This window comes from Pseudomonas sp. W5-36, assembly GCF_046540455.1.
In the GTDB taxonomy this organism is placed as follows: Bacteria; Pseudomonadota; Gammaproteobacteria; order Pseudomonadales; family Pseudomonadaceae; genus Aquipseudomonas; species Aquipseudomonas graminis_B.
Genome location: NZ_JAXCIQ010000025.1, coordinates 22,693 through 43,432, shown reverse-complemented (window position 1 = coordinate 43,432; position 20,740 = coordinate 22,693). Strand labels below are relative to the sequence as shown.

General features: G+C 60.1%; 18 protein-coding genes, 1 tRNA gene and 1 pseudogene. 8 read left to right on the top strand and 12 right to left on the bottom strand.

Features of this window, described 5'->3' with window-relative positions; translation table 11 throughout:
• The first annotated feature begins 45 nt into the window (after nt 1–45).
• A complete protein-coding gene (locus SLW74_RS25455) occupies nt 46–582 on the top strand; it encodes a DUF962 domain-containing protein (protein ID WP_410930489.1) in 537 nt (178 codons plus the stop codon).
• A gap of 236 nt (nt 583–818) precedes the next feature.
• Here the strand turns inward: SLW74_RS25455 and SLW74_RS25450 are convergent, their stop codons facing one another.
• The 6 genes from SLW74_RS25450 to dibA form a co-directional block, all read right to left on the bottom strand.
• Nucleotides 819–1,808 carry a sulfate/molybdate ABC transporter ATP-binding protein gene (locus SLW74_RS25450; protein ID WP_065990983.1) on the bottom strand — a complete coding sequence of 330 codons (990 nt, stop codon included), beginning with the start codon at nt 1,806–1,808 and terminating at the stop codon, nt 819–821.
• A gap of 3 nt (nt 1,809–1,811) precedes the next feature.
• Entirely contained in the window at nt 1,812–2,684 is an 873-nt protein-coding gene (gene cysW, locus SLW74_RS25445; RefSeq protein WP_410930488.1) for a sulfate ABC transporter permease subunit CysW, read from the bottom strand.
• Nucleotides 2,685–2,696: 12 nt separating this feature from the next.
• Nucleotides 2,697–3,518: a sulfate ABC transporter permease subunit CysT gene (cysT, locus tag SLW74_RS25440; protein ID WP_065990979.1), complete on the bottom strand. Its 822-nt coding sequence runs from the start codon at nt 3,516–3,518 to the stop codon at nt 2,697–2,699.
• A 68-nt stretch (nt 3,519–3,586) separates the two neighbouring features.
• The gene (locus SLW74_RS25435; RefSeq protein WP_065990978.1) at nt 3,587–4,597 is read right to left on the bottom strand and encodes a sulfate ABC transporter substrate-binding protein; all 1,011 of its coding nucleotides are present in this window, start codon (nt 4,595–4,597) and stop codon (nt 3,587–3,589) included.
• Between the two features lie 81 nt (nt 4,598–4,678).
• Nucleotides 4,679–4,861: a sulfur starvation response protein OscA gene (gene oscA / locus SLW74_RS25430; RefSeq protein ID WP_065990977.1), complete on the bottom strand. Its 183-nt coding sequence runs from the start codon at nt 4,859–4,861 to the stop codon at nt 4,679–4,681.
• A 199-nt stretch (nt 4,862–5,060) separates the two neighbouring features.
• A complete protein-coding gene (gene dibA / locus SLW74_RS25425) occupies nt 5,061–6,983 on the bottom strand; it encodes a phosphodiesterase DibA (RefSeq protein WP_410930487.1) in 1,923 nt (640 codons plus the stop codon).
• A gap of 177 nt (nt 6,984–7,160) precedes the next feature.
• Between dibA and desA the strand changes: the two genes are divergently transcribed.
• Nucleotides 7,161–8,345 carry a delta-9 fatty acid desaturase DesA gene (desA, locus tag SLW74_RS25420; RefSeq protein ID WP_192135862.1) on the top strand — a complete coding sequence of 395 codons (1,185 nt, stop codon included), beginning with the start codon at nt 7,161–7,163 and terminating at the stop codon, nt 8,343–8,345.
• A gap of 139 nt (nt 8,346–8,484) precedes the next feature.
• Nucleotides 8,485–9,462, top strand: coding sequence for a GGDEF domain-containing protein (locus tag SLW74_RS25415; RefSeq protein ID WP_065990974.1), 978 nt, complete (start codon nt 8,485–8,487; stop codon nt 9,460–9,462).
• A gap of 27 nt (nt 9,463–9,489) precedes the next feature.
• Here SLW74_RS25415 and SLW74_RS25410 read toward each other — a convergent pair whose 3' ends face one another.
• The 3 genes from SLW74_RS25410 to gabD form a co-directional block, all read right to left on the bottom strand.
• Nucleotides 9,490–10,713: an HDOD domain-containing protein gene (locus SLW74_RS25410; protein ID WP_083233181.1), complete on the bottom strand. Its 1,224-nt coding sequence runs from the start codon at nt 10,711–10,713 to the stop codon at nt 9,490–9,492.
• 165 nt (nt 10,714–10,878) lie between these two features.
• The gene (gene gabT / locus SLW74_RS25405; protein ID WP_192135860.1) at nt 10,879–12,159 is read right to left on the bottom strand and encodes a 4-aminobutyrate--2-oxoglutarate transaminase; all 1,281 of its coding nucleotides are present in this window, start codon (nt 12,157–12,159) and stop codon (nt 10,879–10,881) included.
• Between the two features lie 194 nt (nt 12,160–12,353).
• Complete coding sequence (gene gabD / locus SLW74_RS25400) at nt 12,354–13,796, bottom strand: NADP-dependent succinate-semialdehyde dehydrogenase (protein WP_410930486.1); 1,443 nt, start codon at nt 13,794–13,796, stop codon at nt 12,354–12,356.
• Between the two features lie 366 nt (nt 13,797–14,162).
• Between gabD and SLW74_RS25395 the strand changes: the two genes are divergently transcribed.
• A tRNA-Arg gene (locus tag SLW74_RS25395) sits at nt 14,163–14,239 on the top strand.
• Nucleotides 14,240–14,612: 373 nt separating this feature from the next.
• Here SLW74_RS25395 and SLW74_RS25390 read toward each other — a convergent pair.
• From SLW74_RS25390 to SLW74_RS25380, 3 genes and pseudogenes are all read right to left on the bottom strand, one after another.
• The gene (locus tag SLW74_RS25390; RefSeq protein WP_410930507.1) at nt 14,613–15,326 is read right to left on the bottom strand and encodes a methyl-accepting chemotaxis protein; all 714 of its coding nucleotides are present in this window, start codon (nt 15,324–15,326) and stop codon (nt 14,613–14,615) included.
• Nucleotides 15,327–15,467: 141 nt separating this feature from the next.
• A pseudogene (locus SLW74_RS25385) lies at nt 15,468–16,493 on the bottom strand (methyl-accepting chemotaxis protein); the annotation flags it as partial.
• A gap of 565 nt (nt 16,494–17,058) precedes the next feature.
• On the bottom strand, nt 17,059–17,685 hold the full coding sequence (locus tag SLW74_RS25380; RefSeq protein WP_192135846.1) for a TetR/AcrR family transcriptional regulator: 627 nt from the start codon (nt 17,683–17,685) through the stop codon (nt 17,059–17,061).
• Between the two features lie 115 nt (nt 17,686–17,800).
• Here SLW74_RS25380 and SLW74_RS25375 point away from each other — a divergent pair, with 115 nt between their 5' ends.
• From SLW74_RS25375 to SLW74_RS25360, 4 genes are all read left to right on the top strand, one after another.
• Nucleotides 17,801–18,361, top strand: coding sequence for an NmrA family NAD(P)-binding protein (locus SLW74_RS25375; protein ID WP_410930485.1), 561 nt, complete (start codon nt 17,801–17,803; stop codon nt 18,359–18,361).
• Entirely contained in the window at nt 18,322–18,720 is a 399-nt protein-coding gene (locus tag SLW74_RS25370) for a hypothetical protein (RefSeq protein ID WP_410930484.1), read from the top strand. The genes SLW74_RS25375 and SLW74_RS25370 overlap by 40 nt, the downstream gene beginning before the upstream one ends.
• Nucleotides 18,717–19,871 (top strand): epoxide hydrolase family protein, encoded by a 1,155-nt coding sequence (locus tag SLW74_RS25365; RefSeq protein WP_410930483.1) that lies wholly within the window; start codon nt 18,717–18,719, stop codon nt 19,869–19,871. Before SLW74_RS25370 ends, SLW74_RS25365 begins: the two co-directional genes overlap by 4 nt.
• A 253-nt stretch (nt 19,872–20,124) precedes the next feature.
• Nucleotides 20,125–20,544 (top strand): DUF2628 domain-containing protein, encoded by a 420-nt coding sequence (locus SLW74_RS25360; RefSeq protein WP_410930482.1) that lies wholly within the window; start codon nt 20,125–20,127, stop codon nt 20,542–20,544.
• Nucleotides 20,545–20,740 lie beyond the last annotated feature (196 nt).

Here is a 20,740-nt window from a genome sequence, read left to right as displayed (position 1 = left end):
TTAAAAAATCAGCGGCATGATCCACGTATCCACAGAGGAATAACAATGAAAAACCTCGTCGATCACCTCAGCCAGTACGCGGCCTACCACCGCGACACCCGCAATATCCTCACCCACTTCGTCGGCATTCCCCTGATCGTGATCGCGGTGGCCGTGCTGCTGTCACGCCCCGGCTGGACCAGTTGGTCCCTCGGCGGGATTTGGGTGTCGCCCGCTTTGCTGGTGAGTCTGGCCGCGACGTTTTTCTACCTGCGGCTGGATGCCTTCTTCGGCGTGCTGATGGGTGTTCTGCTTGCGCTGTGCCTGTGGCTCGGCGCCCATCTGGCGCAACAGACCACCATGGTCTGGCTCAGCGCAGGCGTCGGCTTGTTCGTGCTCGGTTGGGTGATTCAGTTTGTGGGCCATTATTACGAAGGCCGCAAGCCGGCGTTTGTCGACGACCTCACAGGCCTGATCATCGGCCCGCTGTTTGTCGTCGCCGAAGCGGCTTTTTTGCTGGGAATGAGAAAAAAGTTGCAGCACGCCATCGAAGCGCGAGTGGGCAAGACCCATCGGCGGGATTTGAAGAAGGCTGCGGTTTAAAGCTCAGACCCACCGCCTTCGCGACCGTAGTAACCTACGATTGCTCCTACAAGGGATTTGCGTCCGGCCCGGATTGTGAGTACCCACACGAACCTGTAGGAGCGTGGCTTGTCCCGCGATCGGCGACACAGTCGTCGCAAACTGGATAATGCGGTGCATCAGGCAGAACGCATTATCAGGATTGCTGCCGGTCCCCGGCAGATCGCGGGACAAGCCACGCTCCTACAGGGGTACGCTTAGAGGTTGTCGACTTTCTGCCAGACCTTCGGCTTGAAAAACAACGTCTCGCCCCTCGCCAGTCCGGTCAGGCTGTCATGGTCTTTCACCACTTCGGCTTCGATCAGCTCGGGTTGCCCTTCGACCTTCAGCGTCACGCGCGTCGTGGCTCCCAACGGGCGGATGTCCCGCACTTCTGCCGCGTGGTGCCCTTCCACTTCATGCCGTGACAACGACACCTCGTGCGGGCGGAACAGCACGTGATTGTCATCGCCCAAGTGCAGGCGGTTCGAGTCACCCAGAAAGTGGTAGACGAAGTCGCTGGCCGGGTTCTCGTAGACGTCGCCGGGGGAGCCGATCTGTTCGATCACACCCTTGTTCATCACCACGATGCGGTCCGCGACTTCCATCGCCTCTTCCTGGTCGTGGGTCACGAATACCGATGTCAGGTTGATGTCTTCGTGCAGCCGCGCCAGCCAGCGACGCAGTTCCTTGCGCACCTTGGCATCCAGCGCGCCGAACGGCTCGTCCAGCAGCAACACCTTGGGCTCCACCGCCAGGGCACGGGCCAGGGCAATCCGCTGACGCTGACCGCCCGACAGTTGCTCCGGATAGCGATCCGACAGCCAGTCCAGCTGCACCATGTTTAGCAGCTCATGCACTTTGACCGCGATCTGGCTTTCGTTCGGGCGCTGGTTCTTCGGCTTCATGCGCAGGCCGAAGGCGACATTGTCGAACACGGTCATGTGGCGAAACAGCGCGTAATGCTGGAACACAAAACCCACGTTGCGATCACGCACGTCGTGGCCGGAGACATCTTCGCCATGGAACACGATGCTGCCTTTATCCGGCGTTTCCAGCCCTGCAATGATGCGCAGCAGCGTGGTCTTGCCACAGCCGGACGGGCCCAACAGCGCGACGAGCTCGCCACTCTGGATATCCAGACTGATGCCGTCGAGGGCCTTGAAGGCGTTGAAATTCTTGCTGACGTTACGGACTTCGATCGACATGAATTATTCCTCCGCCGCGTTTTTGCGCAGACGGCTAATGCGCGCTTCGCTCCACTGCTTGAGCAGCAGGATGAACAGCGCAAGGATCAATAACAGGCTCGCCACGGCAAATGCAGCCACGTGGTTGTACTCGTTGTAGAGAATCTCGACATGCAGCGGCAGGGTGTTGGTCACGCCGCGAATGTGGCCCGAGACCACAGACACCGCACCGAACTCGCCCATGGCCCGCGCGGTACATAGCACCACGCCGTAGATCAGGCCCCATTTGATGTTGGGGACGGTCACGTGCCAGAACATCTGCCAGCCATTGGCACCGAGCAGGCGCGCAGCTTCCTCTTCCTGCGTGCCCTGCTCCTGCATCAGCGGGATCAGTTCGCGGGCCACGAACGGCACGGTCACGAAGATGGTCGCCAGTACGATGCCCGGCAGGGCGAAGACGATCTGGATGTCGTGCTCCTGCAGCCAGGGACCGAACACGCCACGGGCGCCGAACATCAGCACGTAGATCAGACCGGCGATGACCGGCGAGACCGAGAACGGCAGGTCGATCAGGGTGACCAGAATCGCCTTGCCGCGGAACGAGTATTTACTCACGCACCAGGCCGCGGCGACGCCGAAGACCACGTTGAGCGGCACCGAAATCAGCACTGCGAACACGGTGAGCTTGAGGGCCGACAGCGCATCGGGCTCGAGGATGGCCGTGAAGAATCCGCCGAGGCCGTTGCTCAAACCCTGGCCGATCACCACCACCAATGGCAGCAACAGGAAGAACGCAAAGACCAGCCAGCCAAGGCCGATCAGAATGCGCCGCGACACCGCGCTGCCACGACGGGCAGCGTTGGCGGAGGACGCAGCAATGAGCGATGAATCAGACATAGGTGCGCCTCCTCAGTTAGGGGTTTCGATGCGTCGCTGCAACAGATTGATCAGCAGCAACAGCACGAACGACACCAGCAGCATCATCACGCCAATTGCCGTGGCGCCGGTGTAGTCGTACTGGTCGAGCTTGACCATGATCAGCAACGGCAGGATTTCGGTCTTCATCGGCATGTTGCCGGCGATGAAAATCACCGAGCCGTACTCACCCACGCCCCGGGCGAAGGCCAGCGCAAAGCCGGTCAGCCAGGCAGGCAACAAGGCCGGCACGAGGATGTGACGGAAGACTTGCAGGGGTTTGGCGCCAAGGCACGCCGCCGCTTCTTCGACTTCCCGGGGGATGTCCGCCAGCACCGGCTGAACCGTGCGCACCACGAAGGGCAAGGTGACAAAGGTCAATGCCAGGGTGATGCCGAAGGGGCTGTAGGCGATCTTGATGCCCATGTCGGCGGCGAACTGGCCGATGAAACCGGTGGGTGTGTACAGCGCGGTCAGCGCGATACCGGCGACGGCGGTGGGCAATGCGAACGGCAGATCGATCATCGCATCGATGATCTTGCGACCGGGGAAGGTGTAACGCACCAGCACCCAGGCCAGCAGCGTGCCGATGACGCCGTTGATGATCGCCGCGAAAAACGCGGTGCCGAAACTCAGCCTGAGCGCTGCGAGCACGCGAGGCGCTGTGACGATGTTCCAGAACTGAGCGGCGCTCAGCTGGGACGCGTGGATGAACATGACCGCAAGCGGTATCAGCACAATCAGGCTGAGGTACACCAATGTGTAACCCAGCGTCAGCCCGAAGCCGGGTATGACGGGGGATATGCGTCGCGACATAAAAGTCCTTGGTTTACACACGTTACCCGGAACAAGTCCGGGTCCTTTTATTCCGTGGAGCGCTGCGGTTACTGCGGAATGTAGATCTGATCGAACACACCGCCGTCATCGAAGAACTTGGGCTGAGCCGATTTCCAGCCGCCGAAATCTTTGTCGATCGTCAGCAGATTCAGTTTAGGAAACTGCTTCTCGTACTTGGCGGCCACTTCAGCGTCACGGGGACGATAGAAGTTTTTCGCCGCGATTTCCTGGCCTTCCTTGCTGTACAGGTGCTTGAGGTATTCGGTGGCGATTTCGGTGGTGCCGTGCTTCTCGGCGTTCTTCTCGACAACGGCCACGGGAGGCTCGGCCAGAATCGACAGCGAAGGTACGACGATGTCGAACTTGTCGGCGCCGCCGCCTTCTTTCAGCGCCAGGAACGCTTCGTTTTCCCACGCCAGCAACACATCACCCTGACCGTTGTTGACGAAAGTGATGGTCGAACCGCGCGCACCGGTGTCCAGCACAGGCACATGCTTGAACAGCTTGCCGATGTATTCCTTGGCCTTGGCTTCATCGCCGCCATTGGATTTGAGACCGTAGCCGTAAGCCGCCAGGAAATTCCAGCGAGCGCCGCCCGAGGTTTTCGGGTTTGGCGTGATGACCGACACGCCGTCCTTGATCAGGTCGGCCCAGTCATGGATGCCTTTCGGGTTGCCCTTGCGCACCAGGAACACAATGGTCGAGGTGTACGGGGTGCTGGCATCCGGCAGTTTGGTCTGCCAATCCGCAGGGAGGGTCTTGCCCAGCTTGGCGATTTCGTCGATGTCGCCGGCGAGCGCCAGGGTCACCACGTCGGCAGGCGAGCCGTCGATCACCGAGCGGCCCTGCTTGCCGGAGCCACCATGGGACTGGTTGATCTTCACGGTGTCGCCCGGGTGGGATTTTTTCCAGTAGCTGATGAATTCGGCGTTGTAGTCCTGGTACAGCTCGCGCGTAGGGTCATACGACACGTTCAGCAGGGTGAAATCCTTGGCGACAGCAGAACCGGCAAACACCGCACTGGCGAGCGCGGCCAGCGCATAACGACGAATGGACATGAATCAAGCTCCTGGACGAATTTTCTTTTGTTGGCTTTTCGAGTTGTAGGTCGTGCAGTGTTCGTTATGCGGGAGCGTGGCTCAGCCCTGCTTGTTGCTAGGGTTCTGCAGACGGAATTTCTCTTTGCGCTCGATCTGCACCACCTGCGCGTTGTGCACCGTGATTTCAACCGCGCCAAAACGCAGGTCGCGCAGCGCGCTTTGAATTTCACGCAAAATGCTTGCTTCGTCCTGGCCGTCAACGCTACGTAGAGATGCGCTCATGTTCGTGCTCCTTGAAAGATGTGCCGCAGCGTGGGGGCGACCGCTGCTTGTGGCGTGAGCGCGATATTAGAGACGCAGAGATATTCTTAAAAAGACTATTTAAGAATGCAGATATAACCAAAAGGCATTTACGGGGTGTGGTCAGCCAGCCGCTTCAAAAGCGGCGATGGGACCTGTAAGCGGTGGCCATGCTGCCGTCTTAAGCAGAGACAAAAACCGGCGCATGGTGCCAGTCGATCTGCTCCGCCGGCATGGGCCGCGCGAACCAGTAGCCCTGGCCCAGTTCGCAGTTGTGCTTCAGCAGGAAACCGGCCTGACTGGCCTGCTCGATGCCTTCTGCCAACACGCGCATACCCATCGCCCGTGCCAGGGCGATGATGGCGTTGACGATCGCGATGTCGTCATCGTCGTCCGGCAAACCGGCAACAAAGCCCTGATCGATTTTCAGTTTCTGCACCGGCATGCGCTTGAGCCGCAGCAGTGACGAATAGCCCGTGCCGAAATCATCAATGGACAGTTTCAGGCCCAGGTCCCGTAGCCGGTGCATCTGCTCGATGGCTTGATCGGGGTCGTCCATGATCGCGCTTTCGGTGACCTCCAACTCGAGAAACTGCGGCGCCAGTCCGGTTTCGTTCAGCACTTTGGCCACCCGCCGATCAAGATCACCACGACCGAACAAACGGCTGGACACGTTGACCGCGACGAACGAGACATTCACGCCCTCCGCCAGCCACTGGTTCATCTGCCGGCAGGCTTCGGTCAGCACCCAGTTATCGATGTCGGCAATCAGCCCGCTTTGCTCGGCGATGGGGATGAATTCACCCGGCGAGACCATGCCCCGTGCCGGGTGCTCCCAGCGCACCAGCGCTTCGACACCTTCGATGCCGCGGCTGTGAAGGTTGTGAATCGGCTGGTAAAACACCCGCAGCTCGTTTTCCTCGACAGCCTGTCGCAGCTCCGCCGCCAACTCGACGCGACGCTGGGCGTGGGCGGTCAGTTCGGCGGTGTACATCGCGTAGCTTTCACGGCCCTGATGCTTGGCCTGTGACAGCGCGGCATCGGCGTTACGCAGCAACTGCTCGGCGGTCAGCGCATCGTGGGGGAAGATGCTGATGCCGACGCTGGCGGTCAGAAACAGCGATTGCCCGCTGACCAAAAAAGGCTCCCGCAGCCCTTGCAGAATGCTCTGCGCCAGTTCGGCGGACTGAACGACCTGCTGGGCGTTTTCGAGCAGAATCGCGAATTCGTCGCCGCCCAGCCGCGCCAGCGTGACGCCCTTCTCCAGATGGGTTTCGAGGCGCTCGGCGGCAGCTTTCAACACCTCGTCCCCGGCGTTGTGGCCGAGGCTTTCGTTGATGTGCTTGAAGTGATCGAGATCGACGAGCAGAAGTGCCAGGGTGCGCTTATTGCGGCGGGCGTGGGTATGCGCCTGCTCGGCACGGTCGGTGAACAGCAGGCGATTGGGCAGACCGGTCAGCGGATCGTAATGGGCCAGATGCGCCAGCTCGCGCTCGGAATGCTTGATCGAGGAAATGTCGGAAAACACCGCGACGAACTGAGTAATTGCACCATGCTCGTCCCGGATCGGACGGATGCTTTGCCACTGCGGGTAGATTTCGCCGCTTTTGCGCCGGTTCCAGATTTCGCCACTCCACTGCCCTGCGCTGTGAATGGTCTTGAACATGCGTTCGTAGAACTCAGGGCCATGGCGCCCTGATTTGAATTTGCTCGGCCGCAAACCCAGCACTTCATCCTGCTGATACCCGGTGATCTCGCTGAAGGCGCGGTTCACGTGCACGATCACACCCGTGGCATCGGTGACCAACACACCTTCCAGCGTGGTGTCGAACACCGCCGCTGCCAGTCGCAGACGCTGCATGTCTTCATCCCGGCGCGCCAGTTCGGTGACGCCCATGAATCGGAGCAACCGCGAGCGGGCCAGATAGATCAGCACCGCGCTGAGGGCCAGCCACATATAACCGCCGGCCTGCTGCGCCCGGCCCAGTTGGGTCGGGTCGTCGATCAGCCGCGGCAGCACATGGTCCATGACCGCCGACCACCCAATCGATACAACCCCGTACAACGTTGCGGTGCGTAGCGCATCCCGGGTAGTGCTCGACATAGATAGAAACAACCTTGCGAAAGACCGAAATTATAGAACAAGAAACATCTTGCGACGCTTATCTCAAAGAGCGGGTGGTTTTATCTGTGAGCTAAGTGATAATGCGCGCTTCTGTCTCAGGGTCTGCTCAGGCGGATCCGTATATTGCACGCGTTACAACCGAGGGCAACTCAGCCTATGTGGAACAACGGTCTGCTCGACCTTTCCGTCTGGCAATTGGTCGCAGTCACCCTGGCGATGACACACGTCACCATCGTCGGCGTCACGGTCTATCTCCATCGCTATTCAGCGCATCGCTCCCTGGAACTCAACGCAGGGCTCAAGCACTTTTTCCGTTTCTGGCTGTGGCTCACCACGGCGCAGAACACCCGCGAGTGGACGGCTATCCACCGCAAGCACCATGCCAAATGCGAAACCGTCGATGACCCGCACAGCCCGGTCATCAAGGGTCTCTCGACCGTATTGCGCAAAGGGGCCGAGCTGTACCGCGCCGAAGCGGAGAACCCGGAAACGCTGCGCATCTACGGCAAAAACTGCCCCGAGGACTGGATCGAGCGCAACCTGTATTCGCGCTATCCCCTGCTGGGCATCGCCATCATGGGCGTGATCGATCTGGCGCTGTTCGGCGTCATCGGCATCACTGTCTGGGCGATTCAGATGATGTGGATTCCGGTGTGGGCGGCGGGCGTGGTCAATGGCCTCGGCCATGCGGTCGGCTATCGCAACTTCGAATGCCGCGACGCCGCCACCAACCTGGTGCCCTGGGGCATTTTGATCGGCGGCGAAGAGCTGCATAACAACCACCACACCTACCCCAATTCGGCCAAGCTGTCGGTCAAGCGCTGGGAGTTCGACATGGGCTGGGCGTGGATCAAGGTGTTCAGCTGGTTGCGCCTGGCGAAGGTGCAGCGTGTCGCGCCGATCGCGCACCGCGTTGAAGGCAAGGGCCATCTGGACATGGACACGGCAATGGCCATCCTCAACAACCGTTTCCAGATCATGGCTCAGTACCGCAAGCTGGTGATCAAGCCTTTGGTGGCGCAGGAACTGGCGAAAGCCGACGCCTCCGTACGTCACCAGTTCCGCCGCGCCAAACGTCTGCTTTCCCGCGAGCCGAGCCTGCTTGAAGACAAGCATCAAGCGCGCATCCAGACCATGCTGGAGCACAGTCACGCACTGAAAGTGATTTACGAAAAGCGCCTGGCGCTGCAGCAGATCTGGGCGAAGACCAGCAGCAATGGTCACGACATGCTGGCGGCCATCAAGGACTGGGTGCACGAGGCGGAAGCCAGCGGTATTCAGTCGTTGCGTGAGTTCGCCGATCAGCTGAAAACTTACTCGCTGCGGCCTCAACACGCTTGATGCCGTTGATCGGTGACCATTCGTCCGAGTGGCACCGATCGGAACTTAGTGCCATTAGTCCTATCTCATTAACACCTTCGCACTATGCTGTGTGACATGTTGTGGCATGCGCCGCACCTTATTCTGAGATGCAGTGCTCATGGACAACCAGACTCCCCACGTTGAGACCCCCGCCGCAGCAGAAACCCTTCTGGCGCTGATGCATGCCCAGGCGGAAGTGGCGCGCCTCAGCGAGCGCGAGCAGCTGTTCAGCTCTCTGCTGGTCAGCGTCAACGCCGTGTTGTGGGCGTTCGACTGGCAGACGCAACGCATGATCTATGTCAGCCCTGCCTACGAGCGCATTTTCGGCCGATCCGCCGGTTTGTTGCTGGCGGACTACAGCGAGTGGCGCGACAGCATTTACCCCGACGATCTCGACTACGCCGAGCGCAGCCTGAGCGAAGTGCTCGAAAAAGGCTCCATCGAAGACCGCGAGTACCGCATCATCCGCGCCGACGGCCAGGTCCGCTGGCTCAGTGACAAATGCTTTGTCAGTCATCAGGCCGAGCACAGCCAGCGGCTGATCGTGGTCGGCATCGCTGAAGACATCACCGAGAAGAAGCACCTCGAAGACGAGCTGCAGCGTCTGGCCACCACCGACGTGCTCACCCAGAGCAGCAACCGCCGGCACTTCTTCGAATGCGCCCAACGCGAGTTCGAGCAGGCGCGTCTGCAGGGCACGCCAATGGCGTTCCTGTTGCTGGACGTGGATGATTTCAAGCTGGTCAACGACACCTACGGCCACCAGGAAGGCGATCTGGTGCTGCAACGCATCGCCGAATGCGGGCGCAAGACGCTGCGTCGGGGTGATCTGTTCGGTCGAATTGGCGGGGAAGAGTTCGCCGCCGTGTTCCCGGGCTGTGCGCCGGAAATGGCCCAGCAGATTGCCGAGCGGCTGCAGCGTGAGATTCAGCGCCTGAGCTTTCAGTGCAATGACAAAACCTTCGGCATCACCGCCAGCCAGGGGCTGACCAACCTCGGCGATCAAGACCAGAGCCTCGAAGCGCTCTATGCACGCTCGGACGCTGCGATGTACCAGGCCAAGCGCCAGGGCAAAAATCAGATCGTGCTGGTGTAACCCTGCTTTTCTGCATCAACCTCCCGGTCAAGCCACCGTCTTGCTGCGCACCCCTTCCAGATCTGACCTGCTGACCTTCAACAGCCTCGCCGATTTGCTTTTCGCCAGCGCCTCGAGCGGGTCTTCGAGCCCAAGCAGGCCCATTTGCCCCGCCACATTCATCGCCAGGATTTCGCGGGTAAAAACCCCGGTGTTGTACTGATACACCGCCGCAATCAACTCACGCAGCTCCAGCGGTAGCCGCCAGCGCGTCCGTAATGCGGAGCCAAACGAGGCCGAATACTGCGCCAACGCGCGGCGAATGGTGGCCTCATCCAGCGAGCCTCCAGCGATCAGCCAGTCCTGCAAACAGCGCAACACCGTCAGTTCGCCCAGGCCCCTGAGCAAACCGGCGCAGTAACAGCGCTCGTGATCGAGATCCAGCTTGCGCGCCAGCGTCCGCGCGCAGTCGGCGGTGCGTTGCGAGACCTCCCAGATTTCGGTGGCGTGCAGCAATAACGTTGCATCCGTCAGCACCGCGCCGCGCTTGAGGGCCAGACCTTGCACCAGATTGACGCTCTGGGTGGCGCCCAGCACGGCGAGCGCCTGCCCCAGGGTCTGCACCGGTTTGCCCTGATGGTGGGAAGCGCTGTTGGCGGCGGCAATCAACATCGCGGTGACATGGGGGTCGAGGGTCAGCGCCTGTTCCAGCAACGTCAGATCCACACCCGACGCCCCGCGACTGCTCGCCACCGCCGCCCTCACCTCAACGAACAGCGGCCCGCCATCGGCCACTTCCCGCCGCTTCTCCAGAAACGCATCCAGCCCGACACCCGGCGCCAGCGCGGGCACCGCACAGGCAACCTGCGCGCCGTCCTGCAACAGCAGCGTTTCCAGCCGTTGCCGCAGGCCTTCCATGTTCAGGGGTTTGGTGAGGTAGGCGGTGGGCGCCAGTTGCACGGCCTCGCGGACACTGACGCTGTCGCTGCGACTGCTCAGCAGAATGAAACGAACCGGCGGCTGACGACGCAACTGCCGCAGCCCGCGCAGCAGGCTCAGGCCATCGACGCCCGGCAACTCGCGGGAAGCGATCACCAGGTCGGGGATATACCCGCTCATCCGCTCAATGGCTTCCCGGCCGTTCGAACAGATGTCCAACTGCGCGTCGCAACGCACGTCGAGGACCAATTCGTTGAGCATCTCCCGGGCCCAGGGGTCCGATTCAGCGATCAACACGCGGGGAACGGCTAGCGCCTCTACTACGGTCATCATGACTCTCCGGCATCAGTCTCTTCACCATAGTCAAAGACTGCGCAGGGAGACAGACTGAGACGGAATTTTCCGGCGTCCATAAACGAAAAAACCTGCCGAAGCAGGTTTTTTCTGGTGAAGCGGTCAGGTTTTTATCAAACGTGGCTGCGGCTCACCGACGTGGATTCAGGCGATTTCAGCGAAGCATTCTTCGATGATCTTCAGGCCTTTGTCCAACTGCTCGTCCGGCGAGGTCAGCGGGACCAGCACGCGCAGGACGTTGCCATAGGTGCCGCAGGACAGCAGGATCAGCCCCTTATCACGGGCCTTGGCGATCACTTGCGCGACGGCAGCAGCGTTCGGCTTGTGGGTGTCGCCGTTCTCGAAGCACTCGACGGCGATCATGGCGCCCAGCGCTCGGACTTCACCGATGACCGGGTACTTGGCCTGGATGGCGCGCAGGCCAGTGACCAAACGCTCGCCAACGGCCTTGCAGCGATCAAGCAGATGCTCTTCTTCGAACACCTCCATGACCGCCAACGCCGCAGCGCACGCGATCGGGCTACCGGCGTACGTACCGCCCAGACCGCCCGGAGCGATGGCGTCCATGTATTCGGCCTTGCCGCACACGCCGGCCAGCGGGAAACCACCGGCGATGGATTTGGCGAAGGTGGTCAGGTCGGCGCTCACGCCCATCTGCTCCATGGCGAAGAAGGTGCCGGTACGGCCAGCGCCGGTCTGTACTTCGTCAGCGATCAGCAGAATGCCGTGCTTGTCGCACAGTTCGCGCAGACGCGCCATGAACGCTTTCGGCGCCACGTAGAACCCCCCCTCGCCCTGCACCGGCTCGATGATGATCGCGGCGATGTCTTTCGGCTCGGCGTCATTCTTGAAGATGCGCTCGATGCTGGCGATGGAATCGTCAACGCTGACACCGTGCAGCTCGTTCGGGTAGATGGCGCGGAAGATACCGCCCGGCATCAGGCCCATGCCGGCCGAGTACGGCACGACTTTACCGGTCAGACCCAGGGTCATCATGGTGCGGCCGTGGTACGCGCCGGTGAAGGCGATGACGCCCGCACGGCCTGTCGCGGCGCGGGCGATCTTGACGGCGTTTTCAACCGCTTCGGAACCTGTGGTCACCAACAGGGTTTTCTTGGCGAAGTCGCCCGGCACCTTGGCGTTGACCTTCTCGCACAGCTCGACGTAAGGCTCGTAAGCCAGCACCTGGAAGCAGGTGTGGGTCAGCTTGGTCAGTTGCTCTTGCACGGCGGCAACGATCTTCGGGTGCAGGTGACCGGTGTTCAGTACTGCGATGCCGCCGGCGAAGTCGATGAACTCATTGCCTTCAACGTCGGTGACGGTGGCGTTCTTCGCGGATTCAGCGAAGATCGGGTGAATTTGACCAACGCCGCGGGGGACAGCTGCTTCGCGGCGTTTCATCAGGGATGCGTTAGTTTTGCTCATGATTTCCTCATTCGCCGCTCATCGGGCGGCGCGGTTCAAGGATCAAGCAGCGGGGGTCAACAGCGACAGCATACGATGATCGACTGTCGCGGCCTCCCGGCCACCCATAGGTTGGTGCCACTGAAACCTGCGAAACGGCGCTCTCGCGTCCCGCAGGTTGTCGAACAGTTACTTCACGCTGCCACTCAGCGGATTCAGATGCTGAGGCAGAGGTATTTGATTTCCAGATAATCTTCGATGCCGTACTTGGAGCCTTCACGGCCAAGACCGGAGGCCTTGATGCCGCCGAATGGCGCGACTTCGTTGGAGATCAGGCCGGTGTTGATGCCCACCATGCCGTACTCCAGGGCTTCAGCCACACGGAACACGCGGCTCAGGTTCTGCGCATAGAAATACGACGCCAGCCCGAACTCGGTGTCGTTGGCCATGGCGATCACTTCGGCTTCGTCTTTGAAGCGGAACAGCGGGGCCAGCGGACCGAAGGTTTCTTCCTTGGCCACGGCTGCGTTTTTCGGCACGTTGACCAGGATAGTCGGCTCGAAGAAGTTGCCTTCCAGGCTGTTGCCGCCGCTCAGCACTTTCGCGCCTTTGCTCAAGGCATCAGCGATGTGTTCCTTGACCTTGGCCACGGCTTTTTCATCGATCAGAGGACCGGTGGTGGTACCGTCGGCCAGGCCATCACCCACTTTCAGCTTGGCAACGGCAACCTGCAGCTTCTCGGCGAAAGCGTCGTAGACCGCGTCCTGCACGTAGATACGGTTGGCGCACACGCAGGTCTGACCGTTGTTGCGGTACTTGGAAATGATCGCGCCTTCAACGGCCTTATCCAGGTCAGCGTCGTCGAACACGATGAACGGCGCGTTGCCGCCCAGTTCCAGCGACACCTTCTTGATGTCGTGGGAGCATTCAGCCATCAGCTGGCGACCGATCTCGGTCGAGCCGGTGAACGACAGCTTGCGCACGATCGGGTTGCTGGTCAGCTCGCTGCCAATATCGCCGGCGCTGCCAGTCACCACACTGAACACGCCCGCCGGGATGCCCGCGCGCTCGGCCAGTTCAGCCAGTGCCAGTGCGGAGTAAGGGGTTTGCGAAGCGGGCTTGAGCACCATGGTGCAGCCTGCCGCCAGCGCCGGGCCGGCCTTGCGGGTGATCATCGCGGCCGGGAAGTTCCACGGCGTGATCGCTGCAGTAACGCCGATCGGCTGCTTGAGGACGATCAGGCGCTTGTCCGGCTGATGGCCCGGAATCACGTCGCCGTAGATGCGCTTGGCTTCTTCGGAAAACCACTCGATAAAGGAAGCAGCGTAAGTGATTTCGCCTTTGGCCTCGGCCAGCGGCTTGCCCTGCTCCAGGGTCATCAGGCGACCGAGGTCGTCCTGGTTTTCAATCATCAGCTCGAACCAGCGACGCAGCTTGGCGCCACGCTCTTTGGCGGTCAACGCACGCCAGGCCGGCAGCGCCTTGTCAGCGGCTTCGATGGCACGGCGGGTTTCAGCAGCGCCCATCTTCGGCACGGTGCCGAGAATCTCGTTGGTCGACGGGTTGTTGACCTTGATGGTCTGGCCACTGTCGGCATCAGCCCAGGCGCCATTGATGTACGCCTGCTGGCGGAACAACTTCGAGTCTTTGAGCTGCATTGCGGCCTCCTGAACAGCACCGCGCGCGGCGGAGCGAATGGTTGTGTGCGGGCGCCTCGACCGAGGCCGCCGCCGGATAACACTGTCGCCGGCCCTGATTGGAGAATAGAAGAAAGGCCGGGCGGGGCGTTTGAAATCTCAAACGAATCCTAGGGACAACAGGGGTAAAGGACAATAGTGCGTTCGAAAAAAAGAACGGGTTGAGCTTGGGATGGGGATGGATATGGGTCAGCGTAGCCGGGAGGGTGCGTATGTGGTTGTCATGCGGGGGTGGCTTTGCTGCCTGGCGTGGTCTCACTAAATTGTTAACGGCGGGTCATCGGCATGGACGCGTGCAGGCCAGATGAGTATTATGGCGCCCGCGTTGCACCTGTAGCTCAGCTGGATAGAGTACTGCCCTCCGAAGGCAGGGGTCATGGGTTCGAATCCCGTCAGGTGCACCATCTTCTTTCCCTTGCGTCGCAGGGGGTCAGCGTTACTGCCAGATACCTGCTCAGGGCCTGAGAGTCGTTTTTGCGGCGATGGCGCAAACGACGGTGCGCAAAGCGCACCCTTCAAAAGCTAACCAGCCCAGCAGAAACCCCTCAAAATCAAGTCTGACGCCCAAGCCTTGTCACCCGCGATCAAAATCAATTGAGGCATCTTTGTCTGTTGGTCGGGCCTGGCCGCACTCCCTTTCATCAACTCATTGACCGACGACTGCAAGGCACGTCCTCGAAGTAGAACATCGAGCTGTCTGCGCAATGACACCCCGATGCTCCAAGACGTGAGTAAGCGTTTGAAGGGCAAATAATTGGCTAGCTATGTTCCCCGAGCTTAGACGACAAACTTACTCACCAACCCCTGCAGATGCACACCCAAACGCGCCAGCTCAACGCTCGAAGCTGCTGTCTGTTCACTCGCGGAGGCAGTCTGTTCGGAGATGTCCCTCACACTGAGAACACTGCGATTAATCTCTTCAGCCACGGCACTTTGCTCTTCGGCAGAGGCGGCGATTTGCTGGTTCATCGACTCGATGGTTGAAATGGAGCGACTGATGTTTCCAATCGAAGCGCCCGCATCCCGCGCCAATTCCACGCTGTTGTCAGTCAGAAGGCGGCTGTTTTCCAGCGTGGTCGCAACCTGTGCGGTTCGGCTGTGCAGACCACCAATCAATGTCGCAATTTCTTCGGTCGACGCTTGTGTGCGCTGCGCCAGGCTTCTCACCTCATCCGCAACCACCGCAAAACCTCGGCCGGCTTCGCCAGCACGCGCGGCTTCGATGGCGGCATTGAGTGCCAGCAAGTTGGTTTGCTCGGCAACAGCCTTGATCACGTCGAGCACGCCGCCGATTTTGTTGCTCTCTTGCTTGAGCTCATCCATCGCGGTTTTCGAATAGCCGACTTCTGTGGCGAGTTTTTCGATCTGGAGCACTGCCTTGGCGACAACTGCATCACCATCGCGGGCTTCTTTGGAGGCGCTGACCGCCGCATCCGACGCCTGCTCTGCGTTCCTTGCCACTTCCTGAACCGTGGCGGCCATTTGATTCATGGCTGTTGCGACTTGGTCGGTTTCGGTTCGCTGACTATTGACCCCTGCGCTGGTCTGCTCGGTGACTGCGGACAACTGTTCGGCAGCGCTCGCAATCTGAGTGACGCTATCACGCAGGCCACCAATCAACTGTCGCAGGTTGGTGGTCATTCTGTGCATGCTGGCTTGCAGCAGGCCCAGCTCGTCTCGCCTTTGCGTTACTTCGCTGTAGGTCAGATCGCCGTTGGCGACTCGATCAGCCAACTGCAGTGCTTCGCGAAGCGGACCCACGATGAGGCGGGTGATGACCCATGCAGCCAGTGCGCTGATGATGAGCGCAATGCTGAGCCATATGATCAACATCTTATTGGCTTGGCCCACATCCTCAATACGCAGCGAAACCTGGTTCTGCGCCAACTGATCGGCGGAAGCCAGCAGGACTTCGATGTTTTTGGTAATACCTGCCTGGCCCTGGTTAATGGCGGCCTGTGCTTCCGAAAACTGGGCAATGGCAGCCTGGTATTTATTCAGTGAAGCCTGAAAGCCTTTGATGGCATCGGGTTGAAATCCAGCGGCTTGCAGGGATTGGGCGTTGCTTACGGCCGCAGCGATTGAAGCGTTCGCCAGCTGCTGCGCGTCAGGCTTTAGCGTGAAGGTGTACCCACGCACATCAAAGCGCATTTTCTGAAAAAGCGTCAGCGCTTGTCCGATGGCATCTCGCTGTGCGGCCGTGCCCTCGGGCGAATTGGAGAGCGTGTCCAAGCGTAGCAGCACCTCCAATGCCTCATCGGCGGCGCTGCCAGACACGGCTCGGCTCGCTTCGCGCGTATGGGTCGCATTGATGATGTCGTTGTAAAAGCCCTTGTAGACCGTCATCGCGGCGGTCGCGGTTTTTACATGGGGAATATTGAGCTCGGAGTCGAGTATTTCGCGCAAATACGCCAAATGACTGTCGAGGTTGTCATAGGCTTTTAGCCAGGTGGCAGCGTTGGCGTCGTCAGAATTCTGGCCGTAGACCAGCCGGGCGATGCGCATGTCCCGCGTCAGCGTTGTGAGTTTCGCGATGTCAGACACGCGCTCACTTCGCTCGCTGAGTGAGGAGATGCCTTTCCACCCCGTGAGGGCGATAAGGACAGTGAATATGATCACCAGGGTGAAGCCGAGTACGAGCTTCGACCTGACGGTCATGTTGATTAATATGTTCTTTAGCATGGCGCCCTCTGAAGTTTTAGGTATTCACATAGGAGAGGGCCACTCCATGCCATTCCTACAGCCTTAAACTTCGGCCTGCCGCAAAAAAACTTTAGGAAAAAATCGTCCTTTCATACACTATCGGCGCAATAGGTTACTTGCTTCGCGGTATCTATTCCGGACGAAAAGTTCAAATTATTTTGCTTGTTTTTTCGTTGTCCGATGGAAGGTCGCCTGAGTCAGAGGCTGGAGATCAATTGCGGTTTAGAGGTCACGGCTGCTGCTTACTACGACCCCGCCCCCCAAGGATTAGGCCATTCAAGGCTGAATAGTTGGCCATAGCGCTATCGATGGATGGGAACAGTTTCAGCCCACTACTAAAGACAGTTGTTCTTTTTATTCAGCGCGGATAATGCCACCCCGCTGGCAACTTTGCACTTCGATATTGGGTGCCGTCATAGTGAAAGATTCAGTGCTTGCGCTGATTACCGCTAATTGACCGTCACTTAAAATTCTTTACCGTTCAGAACCATTGTTTGGTGAACCGATAGAAACCAAACACTTATTCCAGCAGACCGACGGCTTGAACCAACTTCAGCCCCCACTCCACTCGTTCGGGAATGGCTTGAACCAGCTGCTCCCGGTCTCCACCCAGCAGCGCTCTGAGCTGATGGGGCGCGAACACCAAGTCGATGAATTGAAGGGCCAGCGCATCAGGATCCGAGGGTTGGTCCGGGCCCGCCATGATGGCGGAACGCACTCTGGTGAATCCACCTTCCCACCCGATTCGATTCACTTCGGCCGCCAGCAGCGGGGCCCGACTGGAAGTGGCTATCACCAGGCGCATCATGGCCAGGGTATCGGGTTGCAGCGCATGCTCGAGGATGCCATGACCCACATGCCTCAGGCGGCCTTGGAGCGGGAGCGCGGGAATCGCCTCGGCAGGCACCAGCAAAGTCGCTACGTGGCGCCGCACCACGGCTTCGAACAACGCCTCTTTATTGGCATAGCGCGCATAGAGAGTGGCTTTGCTGGCGCCTGCCGCCCGGGCGATGTCTTCGCATGAAGTGCCCTCGACGCCTTTGGCCAGAAAGCGCTGCAGCGCAGCATCCAGCAATCGACGCTCGGCCTCGCCCGCCTGGCTTTGCCTGGGCCTGCCGCCTTTGGATTTGGTCGTGATCAACGTCATGGCCGGCAACTTACCGACCTCTTGTTTGCGCGTCAACTAAACGGTAACGTTCAGTTAATTCGGCGCAGGCAGCCGGCGCTCTTTACCCCCTTCACACCGACCAGGAAGGCTCTTTGTGGATCACACTACTGCTTCACCGATTGTGGTTGCTGGCGCATCAGGAGACTTGGGCCAACGCCTGGTCCTGGCGCTGGTTGAGCGCGGCGCCCATGTCATCGCACTGGTTCGACCAGGCACTGAACAAACCCGGTTGACTGGTCTACCCAGCAGCGGCGTCACCGTAACGCCCGTTTCCCTGGATGACGCTCGGGGCCTGCGCGGTGCCATTGCCGGCGCGGGTTGCGTGGTGTCCACGCTCAACGGCCTGGAGGAGGTGATCATCAAGCAGCAAGGCAGGCTGTTGGAGGCCGCTGCCGCTGCTGGGGTGCCCAGGTTCATTCCCTCGGATTATTCGCTCGACTACACCCATACCCGCCCCGGGGACAACCGCAACCTGGACCTTCGCGGCGCTTCGCCACCCAGCTCGATTCAGCCAACATCGCCGTTACCTCAATCCTCAACGGTGGGTTTCTGGAACTGCTCGAAGGCGACGCGCCTATCGTGCTTCCCGGCCGCCGAGTGCTGCATTTCGGCGATGTGCAACAGCTACTGGACTTCACTGCCAAGGACGACGTAGCCGCCTTTACCGCCGATGCCGCGCTTGATCACAACACGCCACGTTTCCTGCGCATTGCCGGCAACAGTGTGTCGCCTGCGCAGATTGCCAACATCCTGACCGAGCTGACCGGGCAGCATTACCGCACCCTGCGCCCCGGGAATATCGGCACGCTGTCCGCCCTTATCTCCGGGGTGCGCGCGCTTACGCCTGCCAGTGAAAAGCCCTTCCCCGCCTGGCAAGGCATGCAATACCTGCGAGACATGATGAGTGGGCGCGGCAAGCTGCTCAATCTGGACAACGATCGCTATGGCCAACGTGAATGGGCATCCGTCCGTGACACGTTGGCCCGTACCCATGTGCAAGGGACCAACCCATGACCCACCCTGTCGAGTCCTTTCCCCTTCATATCCCCCAGACACAACTCGACGATCTGGCCCAGCGCCTGGCGCAAACCCGCTGGCCTGACCCAGAAACCGTCTCCGACAACAGCCAGGGGCCCAGGCTTGAGCGTATTCGCGCGCTGGTCGAGCGCTGGCGCAACGGCTATGACTGGCGCGCCACCGAAACCCAACTCAACCAGTGGAACAGCAGCCGGACCGAGATCGACGGCCTTGGCATTCACTTTCTGCACATACGCTCGCCTCACCCTGACGCCCTGCCCTTGCTGATGACCCACGGCTGGCCAGGCTCCGTTCTGGAGTTCAGGGCGATGATTGGGCCTCTCACCGACCCGACCGCCCATGGCGGCGAGGCCAGCGACGCGTTTCATCTGGTGATCCCGGCGCTTCCGGGTTTTGGTTTCAGTGATAAGCCACGTTCGCCGGGTTGGGGCGTGGGTAAAACCGCTGCGGCCTGGGCACAATTGATGGACCGCTTGGGATATGGCCAGCGCTGGGCGGCCCAGGGTGGGGATTGGGGCGCGGCCGTCACCACCGCCCTTGGGCACATGCGTCCGGCTGGCTTGGTCGGCATTCACCTGAACATGGTGATGTACCAACCCACTGAAGAGGAGATCGCGCAGGCCACCCCTGAAGAGCAGCGCATGTTGGCCGATGCGCAACGCTATGAGCGGGAGCTGTCCGGTTACATGAAGGTACACAGCACCCGGCCGCAGTCGATAGGCTTCGCCCTGTCGGATTCGCCCGTTGGCTTGGCGGCGTGGGTTTACGCGCTGTTTCAGGACGCTTCCGACAGCGGCGGAGAGCCCGAGCGGGTCATCGAGCTCGACGCGCTGATCGACGACATCATGCTGTACTGGCTGCCTGATGCGGGACCCAGCTCGGTCCGTTTCTACTGGGAAGGGATGCGCGAAATGCAACAGCAAGGCCCTCCACGCGCCCTACCCATCCGGGCGGGCGTGAGCATGTTCCCGGGCGAGTTGCTTCGCCTGTCCCGGCGCTGGGCAGAGGCGCGTTTCGACGATCTGCGGTTCTTCGCTGAGGCCGAGCACGGCGGCCACTTCGCTGCCATGGAAAACCCCGCAACCCTCACCGCGCATGTGCGTGAGACCTTCCGTCTGCTGCGTTAACGGCTTCGCGGGCTTGGCGGGCTTCAGCGGGGTCACGCTTGGCTGGCATCTGGACGCTCTTGCAACCTGTAAAAAAAATGAGAAAAAATCCCTCACCTGTAGGAATATTCCTACTTATGAGGCTGCAGTGACGCGCGATGGAGCGTTTCGCCGCCCTTCAAGAACTTCGAGGAGTCAGCAACGCATAACAACAAGCAAGACCCAGGATATCCGGGAAGAAAAACACCACTCAAGGACCTCAAGGAAAACCAAAATGAACACGACAGATCAAGTACAAAGCCGCGACGGCTACAGCGAGAAATGGCAGCAACGTTTCGCATTTTTTGACGAGCATGGCGGGCCGAACTCCCCAACGTTCAAGCCCGCATGGCTGAAGCTGCCTCTCCGGCAGAGGATCAAGATCAACGCGAACATCATCGCGTTTTTCTTCGGCCCGATTTACCTGTTCGTCCTGGGCTTGTGGAAGAAAAACCTGACGCTGATCGGCATTCTGCTGGCCGTCAGCGTGGTGGCGGAAATCTTCTATTCCGCAACCGGCTTTGCTTACGCCAAACAGTTGGATCTTGCTATCGGTATTGCCATAAACGCCTTCTATGCAAGGACCACGAACTTCGCCTACTACCTCAAGGAAATTAAGGGCGAACAAGGCTGGAACCCGTTCAAAGGCTGCTAACGCTAAGACGGACCACAGAGCGTCGTCACTTTCATTGCCTCGTTGTGTGAAAGACGAAGCTCTCTGCCATGGTGTTGCGCCGGCAATGCCATGGCCATTCAAAACCCCCGCAGCCAGTCCTGCGGGGAGAGCTACGCCAACACCACAGGTAAAGCGTTCGATCGCCACCTTCGCGACTAACGCAATGCCAGCAGCG

Bases quoted from the DNA above. Each gene is read 5' to 3' on its own strand.
- gabD (WP_410930486.1), bottom strand. From the start codon at position 13,796: ATGCAGCTCAAAGACTCGAAGTTGTTCCGCCAGCAGGCGTACATCAAT.
- dibA (WP_410930487.1), bottom strand. From the start codon at position 6,983: ATGTCGAGCACTACCCGGGATGCGCTACGCACCGCAACGTTGTACGGG.
- SLW74_RS25360 (WP_410930482.1), top strand. From the start codon at position 20,125: ATGAACACGACAGATCAAGTACAAAGCCGCGACGGCTACAGCGAGAAA.
- SLW74_RS25455 (WP_410930489.1), top strand. From the start codon at position 46: ATGAAAAACCTCGTCGATCACCTCAGCCAGTACGCGGCCTACCACCGC.
- SLW74_RS25365 (WP_410930483.1), top strand. From the start codon at position 18,717: ATGACCCACCCTGTCGAGTCCTTTCCCCTTCATATCCCCCAGACACAA.
- SLW74_RS25380 (WP_192135846.1), bottom strand. From the start codon at position 17,685: ATGACGTTGATCACGACCAAATCCAAAGGCGGCAGGCCCAGGCAAAGC.
- desA (WP_192135862.1), top strand. From the start codon at position 7,161: ATGTGGAACAACGGTCTGCTCGACCTTTCCGTCTGGCAATTGGTCGCA.
- cysT (WP_065990979.1), bottom strand. From the start codon at position 3,518: ATGTCGCGACGCATATCCCCCGTCATACCCGGCTTCGGGCTGACGCTG.
- cysW (WP_410930488.1), bottom strand. From the start codon at position 2,684: ATGTCTGATTCATCGCTCATTGCTGCGTCCTCCGCCAACGCTGCCCGT.
- SLW74_RS25415 (WP_065990974.1), top strand. From the start codon at position 8,485: ATGGACAACCAGACTCCCCACGTTGAGACCCCCGCCGCAGCAGAAACC.
- SLW74_RS25410 (WP_083233181.1), bottom strand. From the start codon at position 10,713: ATGATGACCGTAGTAGAGGCGCTAGCCGTTCCCCGCGTGTTGATCGCT.
- SLW74_RS25450 (WP_065990983.1), bottom strand. From the start codon at position 1,808: ATGTCGATCGAAGTCCGTAACGTCAGCAAGAATTTCAACGCCTTCAAG.
- SLW74_RS25435 (WP_065990978.1), bottom strand. From the start codon at position 4,597: ATGTCCATTCGTCGTTATGCGCTGGCCGCGCTCGCCAGTGCGGTGTTT.
- oscA (WP_065990977.1), bottom strand. From the start codon at position 4,861: ATGAGCGCATCTCTACGTAGCGTTGACGGCCAGGACGAAGCAAGCATT.
- gabT (WP_192135860.1), bottom strand. From the start codon at position 12,159: ATGAGCAAAACTAACGCATCCCTGATGAAACGCCGCGAAGCAGCTGTC.
- SLW74_RS25390 (WP_410930507.1), bottom strand. From the start codon at position 15,326: ATGAATCAAATGGCCGCCACGGTTCAGGAAGTGGCAAGGAACGCAGAG.